The sequence below is a fragment of the Enterococcus sp. AZ163 genome, assembly GCF_050498925.1.
Classification (GTDB): domain Bacteria; phylum Bacillota; class Bacilli; order Lactobacillales; family Enterococcaceae; genus Enterococcus_A; species Enterococcus_A ferrettii.
Genome location: NZ_JBIPAO010000001.1, coordinates 1,432,733 through 1,451,367, shown reverse-complemented (window position 1 = coordinate 1,451,367; position 18,635 = coordinate 1,432,733). Strand labels below are relative to the sequence as shown.

The window sequence follows — 18,635 nt, the reverse complement described above, 5'->3', positions numbered from 1 at the left end:
GAAAATCCATGAAATAAGATAGAAAATATCCTGGAAAAGAAATTGTATACTACTCTCGAAAAAAGAAATAAATCTATTTTATTAAAGGGAGTGTTTACAATGACTGCATTAAAAAAAGCAATGATTTTTTCTATTGGTTTATTGTTACCACTGACTTTTCTAGGATTCGCAAAGCAAGATGATCATTCTAATGCAAGTGCAAAAGACACGATGCCCCCTAAAATCGAGCATATCGCAGACTGCACGTTGACATTGAGCGAAGCAAAAAATTTTGATCCAATGGAAAATGTACAATCTTTTGATAACGTAGATGGAAATCTAACAGAAAAAATAAAGCTAAACAGTGACTTAAAGAAGGATACGGTTGGAAAATATGAATTGATTTACTCTGTAGCAGACAGCAGCGGCAATAAAACTTCTAAAAAACGAACAGTCACAATTGTTCCAGACAAAGAAGCCCCTTCAACTGTTGAGCCTGCTGTTTCTGATCAACCAAAATCCGTTGAAGCAGATACTCCAGTTGCTGAAAATAATCCGGACGTTTCTGAAACTGTAGAACCAGTTGCGGATAATACTCTTTCAGAAAATCAACCTGCCTTGGTCGAAGAGAATACAGCACCCGTTCCTGAAGCTGAACCAGTCATGATCCAACAAAATTCTACTATCAGCTTTTTAGGTAGTACCATTCCCTTCATCAATTGTAATGGCGCTAGTGCAGCTCCTAGCAGCGGCGCCGGTACATGGACAGGGACAGGAATGGTCAATGATGGCGCACCTACCCACTTCATTGGGCATAATCCTGGTGACTTTGCACCAGTAATGAACATCACAGTGGGCACACCAATTACCGTAGTTGATGGGCAAGGCAACACCCGTACCTACACAGTTTATGAAGTACTTGATGTCTATGATGACGGAATTAATGTCCATGACCCAAACGACGATATTTGGGGTAGAGTAATTGATGCTGGGGGAGAACGCATCTCTCTTCAAACCTGCATCACTGATTCAGTGAATCGAATCGTTTTAGCAAGCTAAAAACAATTCTACAGATCAATAAAATGAACCCTGTAAATAGTACGCAGAAAAAACGTGTACAAGTTTACAGGGTTCATTTTGTTCAGTGATCCTATTTTTATTGATTCAACCTCTTTTTGTTTAGTGTAAGAATGTATACATAGAAAAATAGTTAAATGGATGCTTCATTATGGCAGCCTCTTGATCGGAGGATACTGTTTCAGTTACTTATGATATGGACTATTCGTATTTATCCGAAACGCTCGATAAATCTGCTCCACCAAAATCAACCGCATCAGCTGATGAGGATAGGTCATCTTCCCAAAGGATATTTGAGCATTGCTGCGCTTCATGACTTCTGGACTTAGACCTAATGATCCACCGATAACAAAGACGAATTGACTGTTGCCAGAAACCTGCAGCCGATCCAGTTGGGCTGCAAAATCTTCGCTGGTGGGATTTTTACCTTCTATAGCTAGTGCATAAACGTATTCGCCTTCTTTGATCTTGGATAGAATCCGTTCGCCTTCTTTTTGTTTGACCTGCTCCATCTCGGCTTCGCTTAATTTTTCGGGAGCTTTTTCATCAGGTACCTCTAAAATCGTTATTTTTGCGTATTTCGACAAACGTTTGACATACTCAGCAATCCCTTGAATTAAGTACTTCTCTTTGAGCTTTCCCACAGTTATGATTTTAATATTCATTTTATTTTCCTCTTTTCCACTTTTTTATCCACACTAATCACAGGTTTATCCACAAAACTAGTGGATAAAAAGCCTGTTTTGACACGAATGTTCTTTGCAAACATATGTTTTCCCCAGACTTATCCCCGTTATCCACACAACTGTGGATAACTATATATTGCTTTTTAACATAGTTTTCCCAGACTTTTCCACTAGAATTGTGGAAAAGTGTTCTAAATTTTTTCATGTTATAAAAAATAATTACCTAACTTCTTCATAAAAAAGTCAAAACACCATAGTAGACTAACCTTAGATAAAAATACTATACTCAATATAACGTATATTTAAGTAAAGGTGGAGGAATAAAAATGATGGATAGAAATGATATGACCCCTACTCCAAAAAAATCTAATGGTTTCTTTAAACGTTTTGGTATTGGCCTATTAGGCGGTTTGGTTGGGGCAGGCTTGATATTTGGGATTTACTATGCAGCAACTAGTGCTGGTTCTGGTGACAATGTCAGCGGCTCGCCAAGTGCTGGCAGTACTCAGGTCAGCAACATGAAGGTTGACGCAAATTCAGACATTACTGGCGCTGTTGAAAAAGTTCAAGGCGCAGTAGTCTCCGTGGTTAACTTGCAAAAACAACAGCAACAGCAGCAAAATGGTTTAGGCGGCTGGTCAGATATTTTTGGCGGCGGTAATAGCGGAAACAGTGGCGAAGAATCCCAGGATAGCCAAAGTGAAAGCGACAGTGACGGCAATTTAGTAGAGGCTTCTGAAGGCTCTGGTGTCATTTATAAACGTGAAGGAAACACAGCATACGTAGTAACCAATAATCATGTTGTTGAAGGTCAAAATGGGTTGGAAGTATTGCTAAAAGATGGTTCCAAGGTAAAAGCTGAACTAGTCGGAACCGATACTTATACCGACTTGGCTGTTTTAAAGATTGAGTCGGACAAGGTTGCGGACATTACACCTGCTACTTTTGGGGATTCTGACAGCTTGAAGGCTGGAGAACCAGCGATTGCTCTAGGTTCTCCATTAGGTTCTCAATATGCAAACTCCGTGACTGCAGGCATCATTTCTTCACTGGGTCGTCAAGTAGTCAGCCAAACGAGTGAAGGTCAATCTGTGAATATTAATGCCATTCAAACAGATGCTGCAATCAACCCTGGGAACTCCGGTGGTCCACTAGTAAACATTGCCGGACAAGTTATCGGTATTAACTCTAGTAAAATTGTTCAAACTGAATCTAATGTAAGTGTTGAAGGGATAGGTTTTGCAATCCCAAGTAATGATGTGGTGAATGTCATCAATCAACTGGAAACTGATGGAAAAGTAACCCGACCTGCTTTAGGAATTACTATGCATAACCTGTCGGACTTAACTAGTCAACAGCAAGAACAAATCGTGAAGGTGCCTAGCTCTGTGACTCAAGGTGTGGTTGTTGCATCTGTTCAAGGAGCTACCCCAGCTGAGAAAGCCGGCTTGAAGCAATATGATGTGATTACCAAAATCGATGGTGAAAATGTTTCTACTGGTGTTGAACTGCAATCAGCTTTGTACAAACATAAGGTTGGCGACACAGTTGAAATTACCTACTATCGCGAAGATAAAGAGCATACAACTAAAGTTGAACTGTCACTAGATTCTAGCGCATTGCAAAAACAAGCAACTAACCAACAAAATCAACAAGGTGAATAACTAAAAGGGCGGTCGCGAGATCGTCCTTTCCCATATGCAAAAGAAGCAGAGAAATCCCCAATTACTTGGTCGATTTCTCTGCTCCTTTGCGTTTTATCAGTGGTTTGTAGACAACATAATAACCAATTACACCAATCATTACAACAATGGATACGATGCCTCCAACAACAGGTGCTGTCGGCCTGTAGACAAGTCGAATCTGATGGCTTCCCTTTTTAGGAACATTAACTGACAAAAAACTGCCGAAAACTTTATTAGTCTCTACTTGCTGATTATCAATATAAACCTTCCAGGCATCATCGTAAGGAATCGACAAGTACACTGTCTGATTGTCTTCCTCAGCGTTTAACGTGCCTCGCAGCTGATCGTCTCGTTGTCCTTTTAAATCAAATGCAAATTCATACTTATCATTCAACAGTTGATCAAAGTTTGTTTCATCCAACGTAGCGATTTCTGCCTGTTTAAAGTTAAAGTCTTTCTTACCTTTCAACTCAACCGTAACCTGCTCACCAGCTTCAAAATCGCCTAAGTTGAACAACTGATTGGTTTGAATCCCAATTGCCGTTTGGTGTTTTTTGCCATTGACTAACAGCTCATCTACATTCTTCCAATAAACCTTAGGCAAATACATGAAAAGCTTACCGTTCTCAGTGGTCTCTAAGGTAAAGGTATTAGGTGTCGTTCCTAGAGTCATTTTAGCTGGTTGGAAATAGTGCTTCTCCTGTTTCTTCAGTGCCTGCAAAATACTTTCCTGGTTTTCGATTACCTTGTTAGGCTGCAATTTTACTTGGCTGTCCTCCAACAGCAACCCCATTCCTAATGCTTCAGTATTCTCGTACACATAGAGATTATGGGATTGCTTAATAGCCTCCCGATCATCTATATCCTGCGGCTTAATAGAATAGCGAATATTCAACAATAAATTCAATACTGGATTTTCATCTACATAAGTAAAGCGTCGGACATTCCGCGAATAAATTCCCAAATTGACTAAGGTATCCAAAACATCCTTTTCCAAAGTAGACGTATAACTAGAAATATCAGCAAAATTATACAAAAAGGAGTCATTGTAGCTGTTGTAGGCAATCGAAAAGCCATCATTTTTTTGATCCGTCTTTTCATTGATTCGCCAGAGTGTCGGCGAAGAGTTCAGCCCCTCAATCAGCTCACTTTGATTGTCGTAAAAATCGGCGAACTTGCTTTGACTGCCAAAGGGAACCGCTCTTAGAGATTGCTGATAATTAAAGCCTAGCTCGAAAAAGGTCACACAAGCGATAATGCCAATTAACCAGTGATAGTTTTTCCGCTTCATCACAATAAGTAAAAATACGTACAACCAAATTAGCAGCAAGCTATACCAAAGATAAGCCGTATTTCCTATCAGTTCATTTTTAATAAACCAGCGTTCACTCAGTGATCGTTCAAAATTTACACTTACTGGTGCCAGTAAAAGCAAGATAGTAAATACACCTGCAGCCTTGACCAAAGTCTGAGTCACTTGCTCCTTATCCAGTTTCAACCAAGCCGCATAAGCAAAGCGAATCATCAACAAACTGAAAATGAACACATTACGGTAAGGAAATCCGGCCGGACTTTGAAACATGTGCCAGACTGTATTAATCAGTTGGACAATAAAGGACAAAAACAAGGCCAACATCAAGAAGAAGGTACCCTTTTTTTCACGTTTATCAATCTGTTTACAAAAGAAGTAGGTGATAAACAATAAAACCATTAAGATACCTGAGTACATCGTCGGCAGATGCTGTAGGCGATCCTCGAACTCATAGGTACCTATTCCCAGTTCTCCAAAAGCTGACAAAGCGAACCGAGGAGTTGGAGCAAAGCTTAGCGGATCAAAATTGGTTTTCGCAGTCCGCAGCATTCCCACTAATGATGGAAGTAAAATAAAGCTGGTAGCAATCCCCGCTAAAAAAGAAACGACAAAAAACTTCTGCCACTCGCGCCAGAGGGTCTTTAATTTCCAAGCACCTTTTTCCGGATGACCCAGCCAGTAAAGATATACGCTGTAAATAACAGCATATAAGCAAACCATGTAGCCTAAATAATAATTAGTTACGATCGTCGCAAACAGCGAGAGCCCATACAGTGCTCCGGTTTCCTTCCGCCATAGTTTTTCTAAGCCAAAGGTCACTAGCGGCAGTAAGATCAGCGCATCCAGCCACATAAAATTTAAGCTGTAAGCCACCACAAAGCCGCATAAGCTGTAGGACGTTGAAAAGATGATTGTTGTAAAGCTAGGCTTACCGAAGTGGCGAGCCAAATAGTAATACATAGTACTTCCCATCGTAGCGATTTTGGCAGTAATGATCCAGATTAATGCAATCGGCAGGTTTTTATCTTGAAAGAACAGACAAATCAAATTATAAGGACTGATTAAATAATAGCCGCTCAAGGCCTCGATTGAACCACCAATACCGTTTGAGAAGGAATACAGACTGACTCCTTCATCAAAGAATCGCTTAAACAGACTCATGAACTCCAAGTACTGAGTTCCGATGTCACTCACTAATAAATTGTTATCACCAAAAGGAGCAATCGCCAGTGAGTGCCAAATCAACAGCATGATAACAAACGGCACTAGAAAACTCCCTAGTCCGCGCAAAAATTTCTGTCTGGTCATTTCAACCTCCTTGATACAAAATTTCATTTTTTCAGAAATTTTCTTTATTCTAATCAAGGATAGCCATTATCTGAATTTCTGTCAAAAGTCTTAAGACCGATTTAACAAACAATTAGTAGGATATTTTTCAAAAAAACACGGTTTTTTATGATTTTCAGCAAAAAAATAGCCAAACGAAGGGGTTCTTCGTTTAGCTATTGCTTATTTTCCTACTTGAAAAGCTTCGCCCACTACGGCATCTTCATTAAGAACCAAGATTCCTTTTTTCTCTGAGGCATTCGGCAGATGCAATTCTTTAGCTGAACAAATCATGCCATAGCTTTCCACGCCCCGTAATTTGCCAGGCCAGATCATTAAACCATCAGGCATCATAGCACCTGGTTTAGCAACTACCACTTTTTGTCCAGCCGCAATATTGCTGGCACCGCAGACAATTTGCAGTACTTTTCCGTTATCTACTTCTGTTTCAGTGATATGCAAATGGTCTGAATCAGGATGATCGACACAGGTCCTCACGTAGCCTACTACGATTTTCGGTTCATCGTCTGATGCTAAGCGTTCTTCAAAACCAGCCATTTCCATTTGTTTATTCAATACACCAATTTCTTCATCATTCAAAGTTACCTGACCCTTGCCTTCAATCGTCAAATATTCGGAGACGTTGAAGAAATTCCAAGCAACAGTTTGTCCTTCGTTGGTTTGAATACGCGCAACATTTGCTTTACGCTCAGTTTGATTTTCTTTGTTTTCATCATTGGCAACGATCACTAGTAGTGTATCGCCGATTGTTTCCTTATTATAAGCAAAAATCATGCTGTGACCTCCCTTTAATCCTCTGGTATCTTAACAAAAAAAGCAAAAAAGTTCATGAGAGATTTTTCATTTAATAAAACTACTTTGATGCAAAAGAAAAGCTGGCTATTCACCAGCTTCTTTACTTGGATGAACGATAAGTACATCACAAGGTGCTTCCTTAATGACATAGCTTGCTACACTACCAGTCATAAACCGTTCAACCGCATTTAACCCCGATTGTCCAACCATAATTAGATCAATGCCATATTTTTCTGGCAGCTTGTGAGCCATCGCTTCTTTGGCCGATCCGTAAGCCAAGATTCCTTCCACTTCATCGTAGCCGAAATACTTGGCAAGCTTCCGATACTCAGTGATTAGCTGTTTGGCATCATTGGTTTGCTGATCAATGATGTTTTCGTTTAACGAAGAATAGCCCATAATATTGTAGGCTTGATTGTCCAAGACATGTGCGACATAAACCTTCCCTTGATTACGTTTAGCAACAGACAGGGCGTTCTTGAATGCCTCAAGTGCTTGATCACTACCATCCGTACCTACTAAGATGCGCTGATAATTTTGTATAATCATTTCTTTCACTTACCCTTCCACTTTTTCCAAAAAGTCCACGATCTCTTCTTTCGTCTTACGGTTCTTATTTACCAGACGCCCTAACTCTTCTCCGTCATTAGTCACAACAAAACTAGGAATTCCAAAAACATTCCATTCAGCGGCTACATCCAAATAGTCATCTCGATCGACTTGAATGAACTGAAACTGAGGAAAAGCTGCTTCAATTTCCGGCATTTGCGGCTTGATAAAGCTGCAGTCACCGCACCAATCGGCAGTAAAGAAGAAGATATTTTTCCCTTTTTTTACATAATTAGCTAGTTCCTCAATATTTTTTGGAATAATCATTTGCGTCACGACCTTTTCTTTTGTTACTTTAATTATACACGTTTCTTTTTGTTTTGCGAAAGAAAGTATTTTGGCAATTAAACAGACCTTTTAAGCAAATCTATGTTAAAATTGATGGGAAATAGACGGCAGGAGGGTTTATGCACATGGGCAAACACACAGATTTTTCCCGCGGCTTACTAATTGGTTCAACTTTTGGACTAGTGGGTGGAATTGCTGGTAGTTACTGGTTTCAGAAAAAACAAAATTTATCCCCGGATGAAATTTTAAATCGCATCAAAAAAGCATTTCTAGAAGAAGGTCCTATTGAAGGCTCCTGGATCTCTTTTGAGACAAAACCTTTAAGGAAATTTGCCATTCGTATGAATGGTGTAGAGGGCGGCATCACTCGTCTTGAGGATGGAAAATTGGTTGCTTACGAATTTATGGCGGATGCCAAAACCGGAGCAGTCCTAACTATTGATCGCTTAGCTATGTAAAAAGGTTACGAAAATCTTTTGGATTTTCGTAACCTTTTTGTTTACTATTTTGCCAAGCGATAAATCGCATCAGCATAGATAGCTGTTGCCCGTAAGATATCTTCTACTGGCATAAATTCATTGGCTTGGTGCATGGTGTCGGTATAACCTGGGAATTGCGCACCATAAGCAACACCGCGTTCTAATAGACGGCCAAAGGTTCCTCCGCCGATGATTTTTTCTTCACCCTTTAATCCGGTATGCTCTTCAAAAACATCCATCAAAGTAGCAACTAGCTCGTCATCTCCTGGGACATAATGAGGCAGCATGTGATGACCATCTAACAAGACCTTTGCGTTGTCGGCAAATAGATCAGTTAACGTGCTTTCGATTTCTTCGGCAGTAATGCCTTTTGGATAACGGAAGTTTAAGACGATTTGGTTGTCTTCATCTTGTCCGTTTTCAAATTGGAAGACACCTGCATTCATAGTTAATTCACCCATAACATCATCCTGATAAGCTACACCCAAGTTTTTGCCATAAACATCTTCATGAATGTAATTAGCTGAATAATCAATAAAAGCTTTCGCAGCACCATCAAAATCATAATTGTTCAAGAAAACTGCTAAGAAGGTTCCAGCATTGATTCCTGATTGAGGGCTGGCACCATGTGCTGCTTTACCAACAAGATCGATAGAGACTTCATTGCCCTTCACTTCAGCATTACCACTGATTGGATTATTTTCTACGTAATCTGCAAAGTCATTGGCTAACGTTTGGGCAGCTGCTTCATCGGGTGTTTGAATAACTGCTTTGGCATTGCCAGGAACCATATTGGCACGCAGGCCGGCGTTAAAGCTGCTTAATACATAATCAACACCGTTGGTTCCGTCAAAATGAGGAACAAAGGTGACATTGCCTTTTTCTCCATTGATCATTGGGAACTCAGCATCAGGTGAGAAGCCAAAATCAGGTTTTTCTTCATGTTCAAAGTAATAATCCATATCTGCCCAGCCGCTTTCTTCATCAGTTCCGATGACAAAACGAATTTTTTTAGAAACAGGCAGGTCTAATTCCTTAATCATTTTCATTGCATAATAAGCCGCAACGGTTGGACCCTTGTCGTCGCTTGATCCGCGGGCATATAATTTGCCGTCTTTTACAACTGGTTCATAGGGATCAGTATCCCAGCCATCACCAGCTGGTACAACATCTAAGTGTCCGAAGATCCCTAAGGTTTCGTCCCCTTCGCCAAAATCAATGTGTCCCGCATAGTTGTCCACATTTTTGGTAGAAAACCCGTCACGCTCTGCAATAGTAAGCATTTTTTCCAAAGCTTCTTTAGGACCTGGTCCAAATGGAGCCTCCTTTGTTGCTTGACTGTCGTCACGTTCGCTGTTAATCCGCAACAAGTCGTTCAAATCGTTTAACAAGTCGTCTTTCCGTGCTTCGACTTCTTTTTTCCAATCAATGGTCATTGCATTCATCCTCCTTGTTTTTACCACTTTTATGATAGCACTCTGAATTACAAAATGAAAACAAAATAAACCGACTATTCAAGACAGATGACAAATGTTGTTTTATAATAAGAAGAAAAGCATAAAGAGGGTGAACCCTGTGAACCAACTGACCGAAGACATTTTGATAAAAGTCATTACTCAACGTCCAGAAAATTCTCATAAAGGAACCTTTGGACGGGCAGTTTTAATCGGTGGAAATAATCAATACGGCGGCGCAATTATTATGAGCGCTGAAGCTTGTATCAATACTGGAGCTGGGTTGACAACCGTCGTTACAGCTGAAAAGAACCATGCCCCCCTGCATGCTCGACTGCCAGAAGCAATGGTCGTTGATTTTTCTGATACGGAGCTGCTGGTGGAGCTGCTAAAGAATGTTAATGTGATTTTGGTCGGTCCCGGATTGGGGCTAAGTGTCACAGTCTTATCGATTCTAAAAAAAATCTTATCCCTTCAACAGGAAAATCAGTGGCTGATTATTGATGGGTCGGCGATTACATTGTTTGCCAGTCATCAGCTGCCTTTGAAATATCCGGAAAAAGTAGTGTTTACTCCTCATCAAAAAGAATGGCAGCGGCTAAGCGGCCTAGAAATTGATAAGCAGACACCTGAGAACAATCAAGAAAAGCAAAAAGAATTGGCGGCTACTATCGTACTAAAAAGCCATCGTACAGAGATTTACGATGGTAATCAGATTTGGCATAATACGGTTGGAAATGCTGCCATGGCAACTGGCGGAACGGGGGATACCTTGGCCGGAATGATAGCTGGATTTATTGCTCAGTTTGGTGGCAGCAGCGAAAGCATTGCAGCAGCTGTCTACCTCCATAGTAAAATTGGGGATGACCTTGCACAGGAGCATTATGTGGTGATTCCTACATCTATCAGCCAAGAAATCTCTCGCTACATGAAAAACTACGCGCAAAAAGAAAGGACAGAAGAATGAAATCTTATCCTGGTTACACCCGCAAACCTTTTTATTACGAAACCGACAAAATGGGGATCATTCACCATTCCAATTATATTCGCTGGTTTGAGGAAGCTCGTGTCGATTTGCTGGAATTCGCTGGCTATCCCTTTGAACGAATTGAACGAGAAGGAATTATTGTTCCAGTTTTAGGAGTTAGCAGCACCTACAAAGAGATGGTTCGGTTCGGTGACGAGGTTCTAATCCATCCAATTATCAGTAAATATACCGGAACTCGTTTGAATTTTGAGTACCAAGTCATTAACCTAGCAACGGAAACGATCACTACCCTCGGAACCAGTGAGCATTGCTTTATGTCCAGTGAATCCAATCGACTGGTTCACTTAAAACGTCAGCATCCCACATTACATCAACTATTTATGGAGTATTACAAAACAAATGAGGAAGCTTAATTAAGCTTCCTCATTTGTTTTTTACTGCATTTAAGCCCAGCAAAATACCGTAGGCCGTGTCTTTTCCTGAGGTTTCCCCGATTGATAAAATCCTTTGTAACGCTTGAGCCAATACTGCTTCACTTGCCGCCTGATTCATTTTCTGCTGCAGCTCAACAAAAGGTGAACTAGCAAAGCCAGCAATCATTGCCTCCAGATAATTCTGGCTGACAATGGTTGTTCGATCAGTTTTTGAAGCCAAAGCGGTCATCAGCTGATTGGCTTCCGGCAATTGATAACTGATTAATACAAATAGATATCCCATCAGCAAATCATCGCCGCTAGGAGTTAATCCTTGACCGCGCCCAATGAAATAAGTCGTCAGCTGATTCCAAACTTCACTGTCTGGATTAGGCCGCATCAGAAACTCAAAAAAAGCCGATTCCTTTTCTTCAATAATTAAGCCCAGCTGAGGTTGCAGCTGAAAGTTTTCCAGTTCAGCAATCATCGTTCTAAGTACCGTAGAATTAAAGAAAATTGTAGACAATTCTAAAGGAACTGAGTCCACTGAGCTAAATTTGATTTTTTTCGTTCCTTTATGACTGTAAAAAATCATTGAATCAGGGGTTAATTTAACGACATTCCCTTGACGACAAAAAGGCTTTACTGCCTCAAAGCTTTCTGTTGTAATACGAATTCCGAAACTGGACAAAAAGTCTTCAGTATCGGTGACATGCAGCAGGTGCTCAGTAATAATCAAATTAAAGGAGTGCTGGAAAACGCTGTGAACCTGTCCGATTTTGCCGAAGCAATCCAAGGTTGCTAAATATGAACTTATCTGACAAGTATTCTTCACGTTGCAGTACCCCTTTTTACAAATTAGCGATTGATAGTTACTTTAGTATCCACCTTCACTGTTACGCGACCATTTTTAATAACATAAACCCGTTCAGGAATATCGATAATCGCATTGGCTTTAACTTTAGTATCCAATAAAACTAAATCAGCTTTCTTGCCTTCTTCAATTCCATAATCAGTTAGACCTAAAGCTTTGGCTGGATTTTCAGTAATCATCGGTAAAACCGTTGGTAAATCGTCGGCTCCGCCCAAATGTCCTACTGGAACAGCTAGCATTGCAATTTGAATCAGATCACCATTACCATAAGGTGTGAAAGCATTTCGAATGTTATTAGTTGCCAAACAAATATTCACACCCGCGTCCCGAAGCTTGCGGATAGGTGTTACTGCACGGCGAACATTGTACTCATCATTACGTGCACCTAAATGTAAGTCAGTAGCTGGTAATGGCATCACATTGATCTTAGCTTCAGCCATTTTTCCGATCACACGGTCCAACTCATCTTTCTTCATTGCGTGTAAAGCAGTCAAATGCCCTACTGATACGCGACCTTCGTATCCTTCTTTAATCGTCTTTTCACATAGATATTCAATCGACGTTTCATCGGCTTCATCAGCAAAATCTTGATGCAGGTCAATGTCCTTATCGTATTTTTTGGCAATTTCAAATATCAAATCAATGTGCTCATTTGCTGGTGCATCATTGTAAGGAATACCGCCTACTACATCAGCACCCATATCCATCGCTTCGTACATCATTTTCTCAGTACCAGGTGCTTTAAAAATTCCCTCTTGCGGGAAGGCCACCACCTGCATATCAATCATATCTTTGTATTCTTCTTTTAATTTTAAAATCATGTTGAAGCCAGTAAATCCTTGGGCTGGATCAAATTCGGAATGGGTTCTAACTGTCGTTGCCCCACGACGAATAATCATTTCCAAGGCTTGCTTCGCCCGTGTATAAACATCTTCTTCAGTGAACGTTGGTTTCAATTTTGCGGTTACTTGAATCGCTTCTTTTAAAGTACCAGATTTGTTGGGCTCACGGTCGGCGATTAAGGCTTTATCCAAATGAATGTGACTTTCCACTAGTCCTGGAATCAATACTCGCCCTTCCGCTTCGATTACTTCATCGGCGTTTTCGTCAATAGTCGGTGCAATTTTGACAATCTTGCCGTTTTCAATCGCGATATCCTGCAACGCTTCGCCATCATTTAATCTTGCTTGTCTAATTAATAAATCCATTCTGTTCACTCCTATGTCTTTTTTTATATTACCCAAAAATTAAACCAATTGCTAATAGTAGAACCGAGGCTAGACTTAGCCATTTCACATTTCCCTTTACCACATCCAAAATTGGAATCTGGAAGCCGGAAGACAAGGCCTGCATGGTGATATTTACAAAACTCATTTGACTCCCTAAACCAACACCCATCGTAACAAATCCTAATGCTAACGGTGGGAACCCTAATGAAACGGCGACTGGCAATACTAACGTTAACACCGATCCTACGTAAGCACCTGCTGGAACACCAATTAACACTCCAGTTAAAATAGCTACTGGCACTACAATAAACTCAGGTGCGTTTTGAGCAATGCCGGCAATAACTGCAAAAGTACCAGTTTGCGCAATGACATTAATGAATGCTAAGAAAATCCCTACTTGGAACAGTCGAGTCAAAATATAAGTTGAGCCGTCTACCATCGCTTCCACCGATTGATTCATGGTGAAGTCTGTACAAACGAATACTAAAGCTAAGGTTAAAATCATATAAACCAATGGTGTAAAGAAAGCAAAGCCGATCAAATCATTTACCACTGGACCAAAGATTACTGCAAACAATAAGAAAATAGCCGGTAACGTTAATTTGAATAATTCTCCATTGGATTTTTTATCAAAGATATCATCCTCTGATTCCTTGAAGCCAACATTGCGGCGTTTGGTTCCCCAGAAGGCTAAAATGATTGCCAAGACAACAAATACCAACCAATAAGGACGCATAACTGAAACATAATCACCGACACTTACATCACCCAATTTGGAAACAATACTCGACTCTAATGAAGCAGGTGAAGTGGTGAAGGAAACGGCTGCTGCCAAGGACATCCCAGCAATCAACTCAGGTACAACCCCAACTGCTGCAAAGGCCAATGGGGCAATAACCATCGCACTGCCGCCGCCGATTCCTGACATGTAGGTCGCCGCTGCTAATAAAACCACGATAAATGCTGAAACATATTCTACTTTTCCTTTGGTTCCACGTTTAGCCAGCGTTAACGCTGCCGAGTAGCTTCCTGCCTTGAAGACCGCCATAGCTACTGCTGAGTTAATAATCGGAACTGTGATACTTAGCATAGAAGGAATAGTCTCCAGCAACTGAGCATTGGCATCCATCAAACTGATGCCGCCAATCAGCATTGCCAGAATCCCCGCAACTAAACCTGCGATAATCATATCGACCTTCATAAACAGTAAAACTAATACCAGTATTAATGGAACAATAACTAAAATAGCTTTAAACCCGGTTGGTGCTACAATGGCGTCTAATCCATCTGACGCATAAGCACTGATTCCTGAGGTTATGCCTACTAGTAACATCAACAGGAATAACGTAATTTTTCGTTTCATGACTTAACTCCTCTACTTTTTTGTAGTATTAACAAACAATTCTCGTTCCATAACCCGCTACAATATTGCTCAAATTTTCAATGGATGTAATCACAGCTTCTCGTTTTTGGCCTTCTTTAACAAAATCAATCGCTGATTCAACCTTTGGCAGCATGCTGCCTGGTGGGAATTGATTTTCTTTAATATATTGCTTGGCCTCCCCGATCGTCAATTTTTCCAACTTCTTTTGATCCGGTTGGTTGTAATTAATGTAGATATTGTCCACACCAGTCAAAATAATCAAACGATCTGCATTGATTTCTTTCGCTAGGTTGTTGGCGGAAAGATCCTTATCGATTACTGCTTCCACCCCTTCATACCTTCCATCTTGATTCTTGATAACTGGAATACCACCGCCACCTACACAAACAGTGATAACATCTGCTTCAACCAATGAAAGGATTGCCTCTTTTTCAACAATTTGTTTTGGCTTAGGAGAGGCGATCACTTTGCGATAGCCTCTTCCTGAATCCTCTTGATAAATTCCTTCTCCACTATCCATTTTTTGTTGGGCTTCCTCTTTAGTGTAAAACGGCCCAATTGGTTTAGTAGGATCTTGAAAGGAAGGATCTGCTGCATCCACTTCTACTTGAGTGATGACACTAATAACACTTTTTTTGATGTTTCGTTTTTGCAACTCATTTTGAATCGCTTGCTGAATCCAGTAGCCGATACTGCCTTCGGTCATGGCTACATTAGTGTCCAGCTTCATCATCGGCGTCTTTTCTGAATCACCAGCCTTTTGCTGAATCAACAGGTTTCCCACCTGTGGGCCGTTGCCATGGCAAATCACCACTTGCTCCCCTAGTTCAATAAATTCGATAATGTCTGACGCGACTTTACGAACAACCTCCTTTTGTCCCTCGTCAGTTGGAATTTTATCTAAAATGGCATTTCCGCCTAAAGCAATCACATTTAATCCCATGTTTATCTAATCCTTTCCTACTCTACCTCAATGCCTAATGATTTCGCATAGGCTTCTAATGCTTTCTCAAAGCAGTTTAATGGTGCTCTAACTGTTCCGGCACCAACCTGTCCGACACCAGCCTCTTTATTGGCAATCCCGGTATTAATAATCGGTGTAATGCCAGTTTCTACGACTTTGCGAATATCAATACCGAGACAAGTTCCTTGGAAATCCCAAGTTGGAATGGTCCAGGTTGGGTTATGCCCAATACTGATTTCTGCCATTTCATCGGAGATTGACAAAGCATCCTGGAATCCGCCAGCTCCCACAAAACGAGTTACTCCAGGAGCTGCTACCATTGCCATACCGCCTACTCCAATTGTTTCGGTGATCGCACTATCCCCCATATCCGGGTTACCATCTTCTTCAGAAAAGCCCGTAAAGTACAAGCCCTTTGGCAGATTAACTGGTGCAGTAAACCATTCATCACCAGTTTCTGCAATCCGTACACCAAAATCGACACCATTTCGAGTTAAGGTCGTTACTACGGTTCCTTTGGCATTTTTACGAGCCGTATCGACGATGGACTTACCGGCTGCCATCATAATATTCAAGAAGAATTGATCGGTATCCGCTAAGAATTTCATCACATCAAATTTATCTTGCTCATCCATTTGTAGTGTCACAATAAATGGTGCTACTTCTCTTAAAAAGTTTAACGATGCCGCAAAGTTGCGTTGGTGGAATTCATCCCCCATCGTAATCGACCGGGCAATCAAGACACTCAGATTAATACCTGTTACGCTTTGTCTTAACGCACCTGATAAGGTTGGACCCAAGATATCCTTCATCCAGTTCAAGCGGTCGATCACTTCCTGTGAAAAGGCCCCGAAACGCAGTACTTTACCAATGCCTTCGTTCATAGTGCAATAACCTGTTGAGCCGTCCAAACGGTTTTCAACTACAAATACGGGCATATGGGCTGAAGTAATTCCGCCCATTGGTCCTACTGCATGGACATGATGGCAGGGAATAAAACGAATCTCGCCAGCTTCCACTAAGGCGGTTACCTGATTTTCGTCAGTAGCCCAGCCTTCAAAAATAGCCGCTCCTACAACTGAACCCTTCATCGGTCCTGTCATAGCTTCCCAACTAATCGGTGGTCCAGCGTGCAGTAAGGTTCTAGTTTCTTCATTCAGCTCGGGAATAACATCCTTAGCTGGCACGACATCGGTTAGAAAAGGTTGTGCATTTTTGATTTTATCCATTACCTGTTGGTTTTCTTCTGCGATTTGTTCATCATAATCTTCTAAAGCATTCAAAATCTTAATCATTTTCTGATTACCGCCTGCTCGCGGTTTCCAGTTGAATTGTTCCGATTTTCCATCAAAGGCTTGAATCGATTGATTGAAGCTTTGCAGTCCAACGTTGATAATGCGTGGTTTGGTATTTAGCAATTCCATCACTGGATCACTAGGCGCAGGTACAGTTATTTTGCTTCCATGATAAGCTGCTACGGCTTTCGGTTCTTCCGTCAACTCAATTCCTTTTAAGCGTAACGCCAGCTGAACAGCTTTAGCATTGCTTTCGGTAACAAGCACACCTTCAGCTTCTAAGCGCAGAACTGCATCTTCATAATTTTGCGGATCTTTATTAGTGCCAACCACAGTAGCGACAAATTGTAAATCTGGATTCAATGCTTGGGCTTCCTTGATGGCTGGCATTAAAGCTCCTACCATATCTTCATGCGCACCATAGCCTAAAACAATATCCAATAGAATGACGCCTGTGTTTTCTTCCGCCGCATATTCTTGAATCTTCTTCACGCGAACTTCTGGATCGATCATGGGATGGGGTTTACCCTGGGTATAAATGTCATCTCCTAAGTCAATCACATCATAACCATCCGATTTTAAAATATAACCGGCTTCCTTAACCAAACCAGCCAAACCTAATGCTTCTGAGATTAGCATGCCGGCTTCGGCTGCCAAGGTTCCGCCTGAATAAAGGCCTTTGATTACTTTTCCTTCAGCAATTGTTTGCTCTGGTTCAGCAACAGGTTCGAAATAGTTGGCTTTAACTGGTACTTCATTGGCTAAATCAACAGCAATTTTAGCGGTCTCTTCTAGCGTATGAGCCAAGTAAACCTTCCCTTCATGGGCAGTCGGCTTTTCACCTAAGAAAATTGCTACTACTGGTTTGGAAATACTTTGCAGTAATTGTACTACTTCGTCACGCACTTCTTTTGCTGGCGGCTTTGAGATGACGCAAATGACATCGGTTGGTTCATGATTTTCCAAAGCCACAATCGCGTCTTTCATGGTAACCGCTCCGACCTTGCTGCTAAGATCCCGGCCACCGGTTCCAATTGCATGAACCACTCCATTACCAAGTCGATCGATAATCGTTGTTACTTCTTGAATCCCAGTTCCCGAAGCCCCGACAACACCAATGTTTCCTGGTGAGATTACATTAGTGAAAGCGATTGGAATACTAGAAATAATCCCAGTCCCACAATCAGGTCCCATCATCATCAAGCCTTTTTCATGAGCCAGTTGCTTCAAGCGTACTTCATCTTCCACTGGTATATTGTCAGTGAAAGAGAAAACATGTAGTCCGTTTTTTAAGGCCGTCTCCATTTCAGCTGCCCCGTATTCTCCTGGGATGCTGAACAATGCCATATTGGCATCCGGTAATTGTTCTAAAGCTTCCTGCCAAGTAGTTGATGCCTGCTTCACGTCACTGAAGCTTTTAGAAGATAGATCACTTAAGAAATTGTCTACTTCTGGCAATACCTGATCCATAATTTCAGGTAATTCACTATCAACGACGATCATCAGATCATTAGGTGAAGCTGCTTTCGCTTCATCCGTTAATAATCCGGTATTTTCTAAAATATCTTTATTGGCATTGGTTCCCATCATCAACTGACTCATGGTAACTGCCTCTAATTCATTGATTCGGTTAGTCAACAGCATCAAATTAATTGAATCTTGATAATTATTCTTTAAAATAACTGTGTTTAGCATTTCAATTTCCCTACCTTTCCTCTACACTATTATTCTAAAGATAAAAGATTGCGTTTTCATCGGACAATATTCTAAAAAGATG

16 protein-coding genes are annotated in these 18,635 nt (G+C 41.0%); 5 read left to right on the top strand and 11 right to left on the bottom strand.

The window, feature by feature from the left end; all coding sequences use genetic code 11:
• Positions 1–99: 99 nt before the first annotated feature.
• Positions 100–1,038, top strand: coding sequence for an immunoglobulin-like domain-containing protein (locus tag IGI46_RS06975; RefSeq protein WP_429962626.1), 939 nt, complete (start codon positions 100–102; stop codon positions 1,036–1,038).
• 203 nt (positions 1,039–1,241) lie between these two features.
• On the opposite strand, the gene rlmH is transcribed toward IGI46_RS06975, so the two are convergent.
• Complete coding sequence (rlmH, locus tag IGI46_RS06970; protein ID WP_429962625.1) at positions 1,242–1,721, bottom strand: 23S rRNA (pseudouridine(1915)-N(3))-methyltransferase RlmH; 480 nt, start codon at positions 1,719–1,721, stop codon at positions 1,242–1,244.
• A gap of 350 nt (positions 1,722–2,071) precedes the next feature.
• Between rlmH and IGI46_RS06965 the strand changes: the two genes are divergently transcribed.
• Positions 2,072–3,406 carry a S1C family serine protease gene (locus IGI46_RS06965; protein WP_429964937.1) on the top strand — a complete coding sequence of 445 codons (1,335 nt, stop codon included), beginning with the start codon at positions 2,072–2,074 and terminating at the stop codon, positions 3,404–3,406.
• 61 nt (positions 3,407–3,467) lie between these two features.
• On the opposite strand, the gene IGI46_RS06960 is transcribed toward IGI46_RS06965, so the two are convergent.
• The 4 genes from IGI46_RS06960 to IGI46_RS06945 all read right to left on the bottom strand — a co-directional run bounded on the left by IGI46_RS06960 (position 3,468) and on the right by IGI46_RS06945 (position 7,766).
• The gene (locus IGI46_RS06960; RefSeq protein ID WP_429962624.1) at positions 3,468–6,047 is read right to left on the bottom strand and encodes a YfhO family protein; all 2,580 of its coding nucleotides are present in this window, start codon (positions 6,045–6,047) and stop codon (positions 3,468–3,470) included.
• Positions 6,048–6,248: 201 nt separating this feature from the next.
• Positions 6,249–6,860, bottom strand: coding sequence for a YtpR family tRNA-binding protein (ytpR, locus tag IGI46_RS06955; protein WP_429962623.1), 612 nt, complete (start codon positions 6,858–6,860; stop codon positions 6,249–6,251).
• Between the two features lie 105 nt (positions 6,861–6,965).
• Positions 6,966–7,427, bottom strand: coding sequence for a universal stress protein (locus IGI46_RS06950; RefSeq protein WP_429973952.1), 462 nt, complete (start codon positions 7,425–7,427; stop codon positions 6,966–6,968).
• A 12-nt stretch (positions 7,428–7,439) separates the two neighbouring features.
• Positions 7,440–7,766: a thioredoxin family protein gene (locus tag IGI46_RS06945; RefSeq protein WP_429962622.1), complete on the bottom strand. Its 327-nt coding sequence runs from the start codon at positions 7,764–7,766 to the stop codon at positions 7,440–7,442.
• Positions 7,767–7,903: 137 nt separating this feature from the next.
• Between IGI46_RS06945 and IGI46_RS06940 the strand changes: the two genes are divergently transcribed.
• Positions 7,904–8,236, top strand: a complete 333-nt coding sequence (locus IGI46_RS06940) for a hypothetical protein (protein WP_207703810.1) — start codon at positions 7,904–7,906, stop codon at positions 8,234–8,236.
• A 44-nt stretch (positions 8,237–8,280) separates the two neighbouring features.
• Here the strand turns inward: IGI46_RS06940 and pepV are convergent, their stop codons facing one another.
• Positions 8,281–9,693 carry a dipeptidase PepV gene (gene pepV, locus IGI46_RS06935; protein WP_429973165.1) on the bottom strand — a complete coding sequence of 471 codons (1,413 nt, stop codon included), beginning with the start codon at positions 9,691–9,693 and terminating at the stop codon, positions 8,281–8,283.
• Positions 9,694–9,832: 139 nt separating this feature from the next.
• On the opposite strand from pepV, the gene IGI46_RS06930 reads away from it, so the two are divergent.
• Positions 9,833–10,678 carry an NAD(P)H-hydrate dehydratase gene (locus tag IGI46_RS06930; RefSeq protein ID WP_429973164.1) on the top strand — a complete coding sequence of 282 codons (846 nt, stop codon included), beginning with the start codon at positions 9,833–9,835 and terminating at the stop codon, positions 10,676–10,678.
• On the top strand, positions 10,675–11,112 hold the full coding sequence (locus tag IGI46_RS06925; RefSeq protein ID WP_429962619.1) for an acyl-CoA thioesterase: 438 nt from the start codon (positions 10,675–10,677) through the stop codon (positions 11,110–11,112). Before IGI46_RS06930 ends, IGI46_RS06925 begins: the two co-directional genes overlap by 4 nt.
• A 10-nt stretch (positions 11,113–11,122) precedes the next feature.
• On the opposite strand, the gene IGI46_RS06920 is transcribed toward IGI46_RS06925, so the two are convergent.
• The 5 genes from IGI46_RS06920 to fdrA are packed head-to-tail and all read right to left on the bottom strand — an operon-like array spanning position 11,123 to position 18,553.
• Positions 11,123–11,947, bottom strand: coding sequence for a DUF2877 domain-containing protein (locus tag IGI46_RS06920; protein ID WP_429973163.1), 825 nt, complete (start codon positions 11,945–11,947; stop codon positions 11,123–11,125).
• A gap of 23 nt (positions 11,948–11,970) precedes the next feature.
• Positions 11,971–13,194, bottom strand: coding sequence for an amidohydrolase family protein (locus IGI46_RS06915; protein ID WP_429962617.1), 1,224 nt, complete (start codon positions 13,192–13,194; stop codon positions 11,971–11,973).
• A gap of 28 nt (positions 13,195–13,222) precedes the next feature.
• The gene (locus IGI46_RS06910; protein WP_429962616.1) at positions 13,223–14,578 is read right to left on the bottom strand and encodes a citrate transporter; all 1,356 of its coding nucleotides are present in this window, start codon (positions 14,576–14,578) and stop codon (positions 13,223–13,225) included.
• Positions 14,579–14,606: 28 nt separating this feature from the next.
• Positions 14,607–15,542 carry a carbamate kinase gene (gene arcC, locus IGI46_RS06905; protein ID WP_429962615.1) on the bottom strand — a complete coding sequence of 312 codons (936 nt, stop codon included), beginning with the start codon at positions 15,540–15,542 and terminating at the stop codon, positions 14,607–14,609.
• A gap of 17 nt (positions 15,543–15,559) precedes the next feature.
• Positions 15,560–18,553 (bottom strand): acyl-CoA synthetase FdrA, encoded by a 2,994-nt coding sequence (gene fdrA / locus IGI46_RS06900; RefSeq protein ID WP_429973162.1) that lies wholly within the window; start codon positions 18,551–18,553, stop codon positions 15,560–15,562.
• Positions 18,554–18,635 lie beyond the last annotated feature (82 nt).

Excerpts from the sequence above, each read along its gene's own strand:
- IGI46_RS06975 (WP_429962626.1), top strand. The coding sequence starts at position 100 with ATGACTGCATTAAAAAAAGCAATGATTTTTTCTATTGGTTTATTGTTA.
- rlmH (WP_429962625.1), bottom strand. The coding sequence starts at position 1,721 with ATGAATATTAAAATCATAACTGTGGGAAAGCTCAAAGAGAAGTACTTA.
- IGI46_RS06965 (WP_429964937.1), top strand. The coding sequence starts at position 2,072 with ATGGATAGAAATGATATGACCCCTACTCCAAAAAAATCTAATGGTTTC.
- IGI46_RS06960 (WP_429962624.1), bottom strand. The coding sequence starts at position 6,047 with ATGACCAGACAGAAATTTTTGCGCGGACTAGGGAGTTTTCTAGTGCCG.
- ytpR (WP_429962623.1), bottom strand. The coding sequence starts at position 6,860 with ATGATTTTTGCTTATAATAAGGAAACAATCGGCGATACACTACTAGTG.
- IGI46_RS06940 (WP_207703810.1), top strand. The coding sequence starts at position 7,904 with ATGGGCAAACACACAGATTTTTCCCGCGGCTTACTAATTGGTTCAACT.
- pepV (WP_429973165.1), bottom strand. The coding sequence starts at position 9,693 with ATGACCATTGATTGGAAAAAAGAAGTCGAAGCACGGAAAGACGACTTG.
- IGI46_RS06925 (WP_429962619.1), top strand. The coding sequence starts at position 10,675 with ATGAAATCTTATCCTGGTTACACCCGCAAACCTTTTTATTACGAAACC.
- IGI46_RS06915 (WP_429962617.1), bottom strand. The coding sequence starts at position 13,194 with ATGGATTTATTAATTAGACAAGCAAGATTAAATGATGGCGAAGCGTTG.
- IGI46_RS06910 (WP_429962616.1), bottom strand. The coding sequence starts at position 14,578 with ATGAAACGAAAAATTACGTTATTCCTGTTGATGTTACTAGTAGGCATA.
- arcC (WP_429962615.1), bottom strand. The coding sequence starts at position 15,542 with ATGGGATTAAATGTGATTGCTTTAGGCGGAAATGCCATTTTAGATAAA.
- fdrA (WP_429973162.1), bottom strand. The coding sequence starts at position 18,553 with ATGCTAAACACAGTTATTTTAAAGAATAATTATCAAGATTCAATTAAT.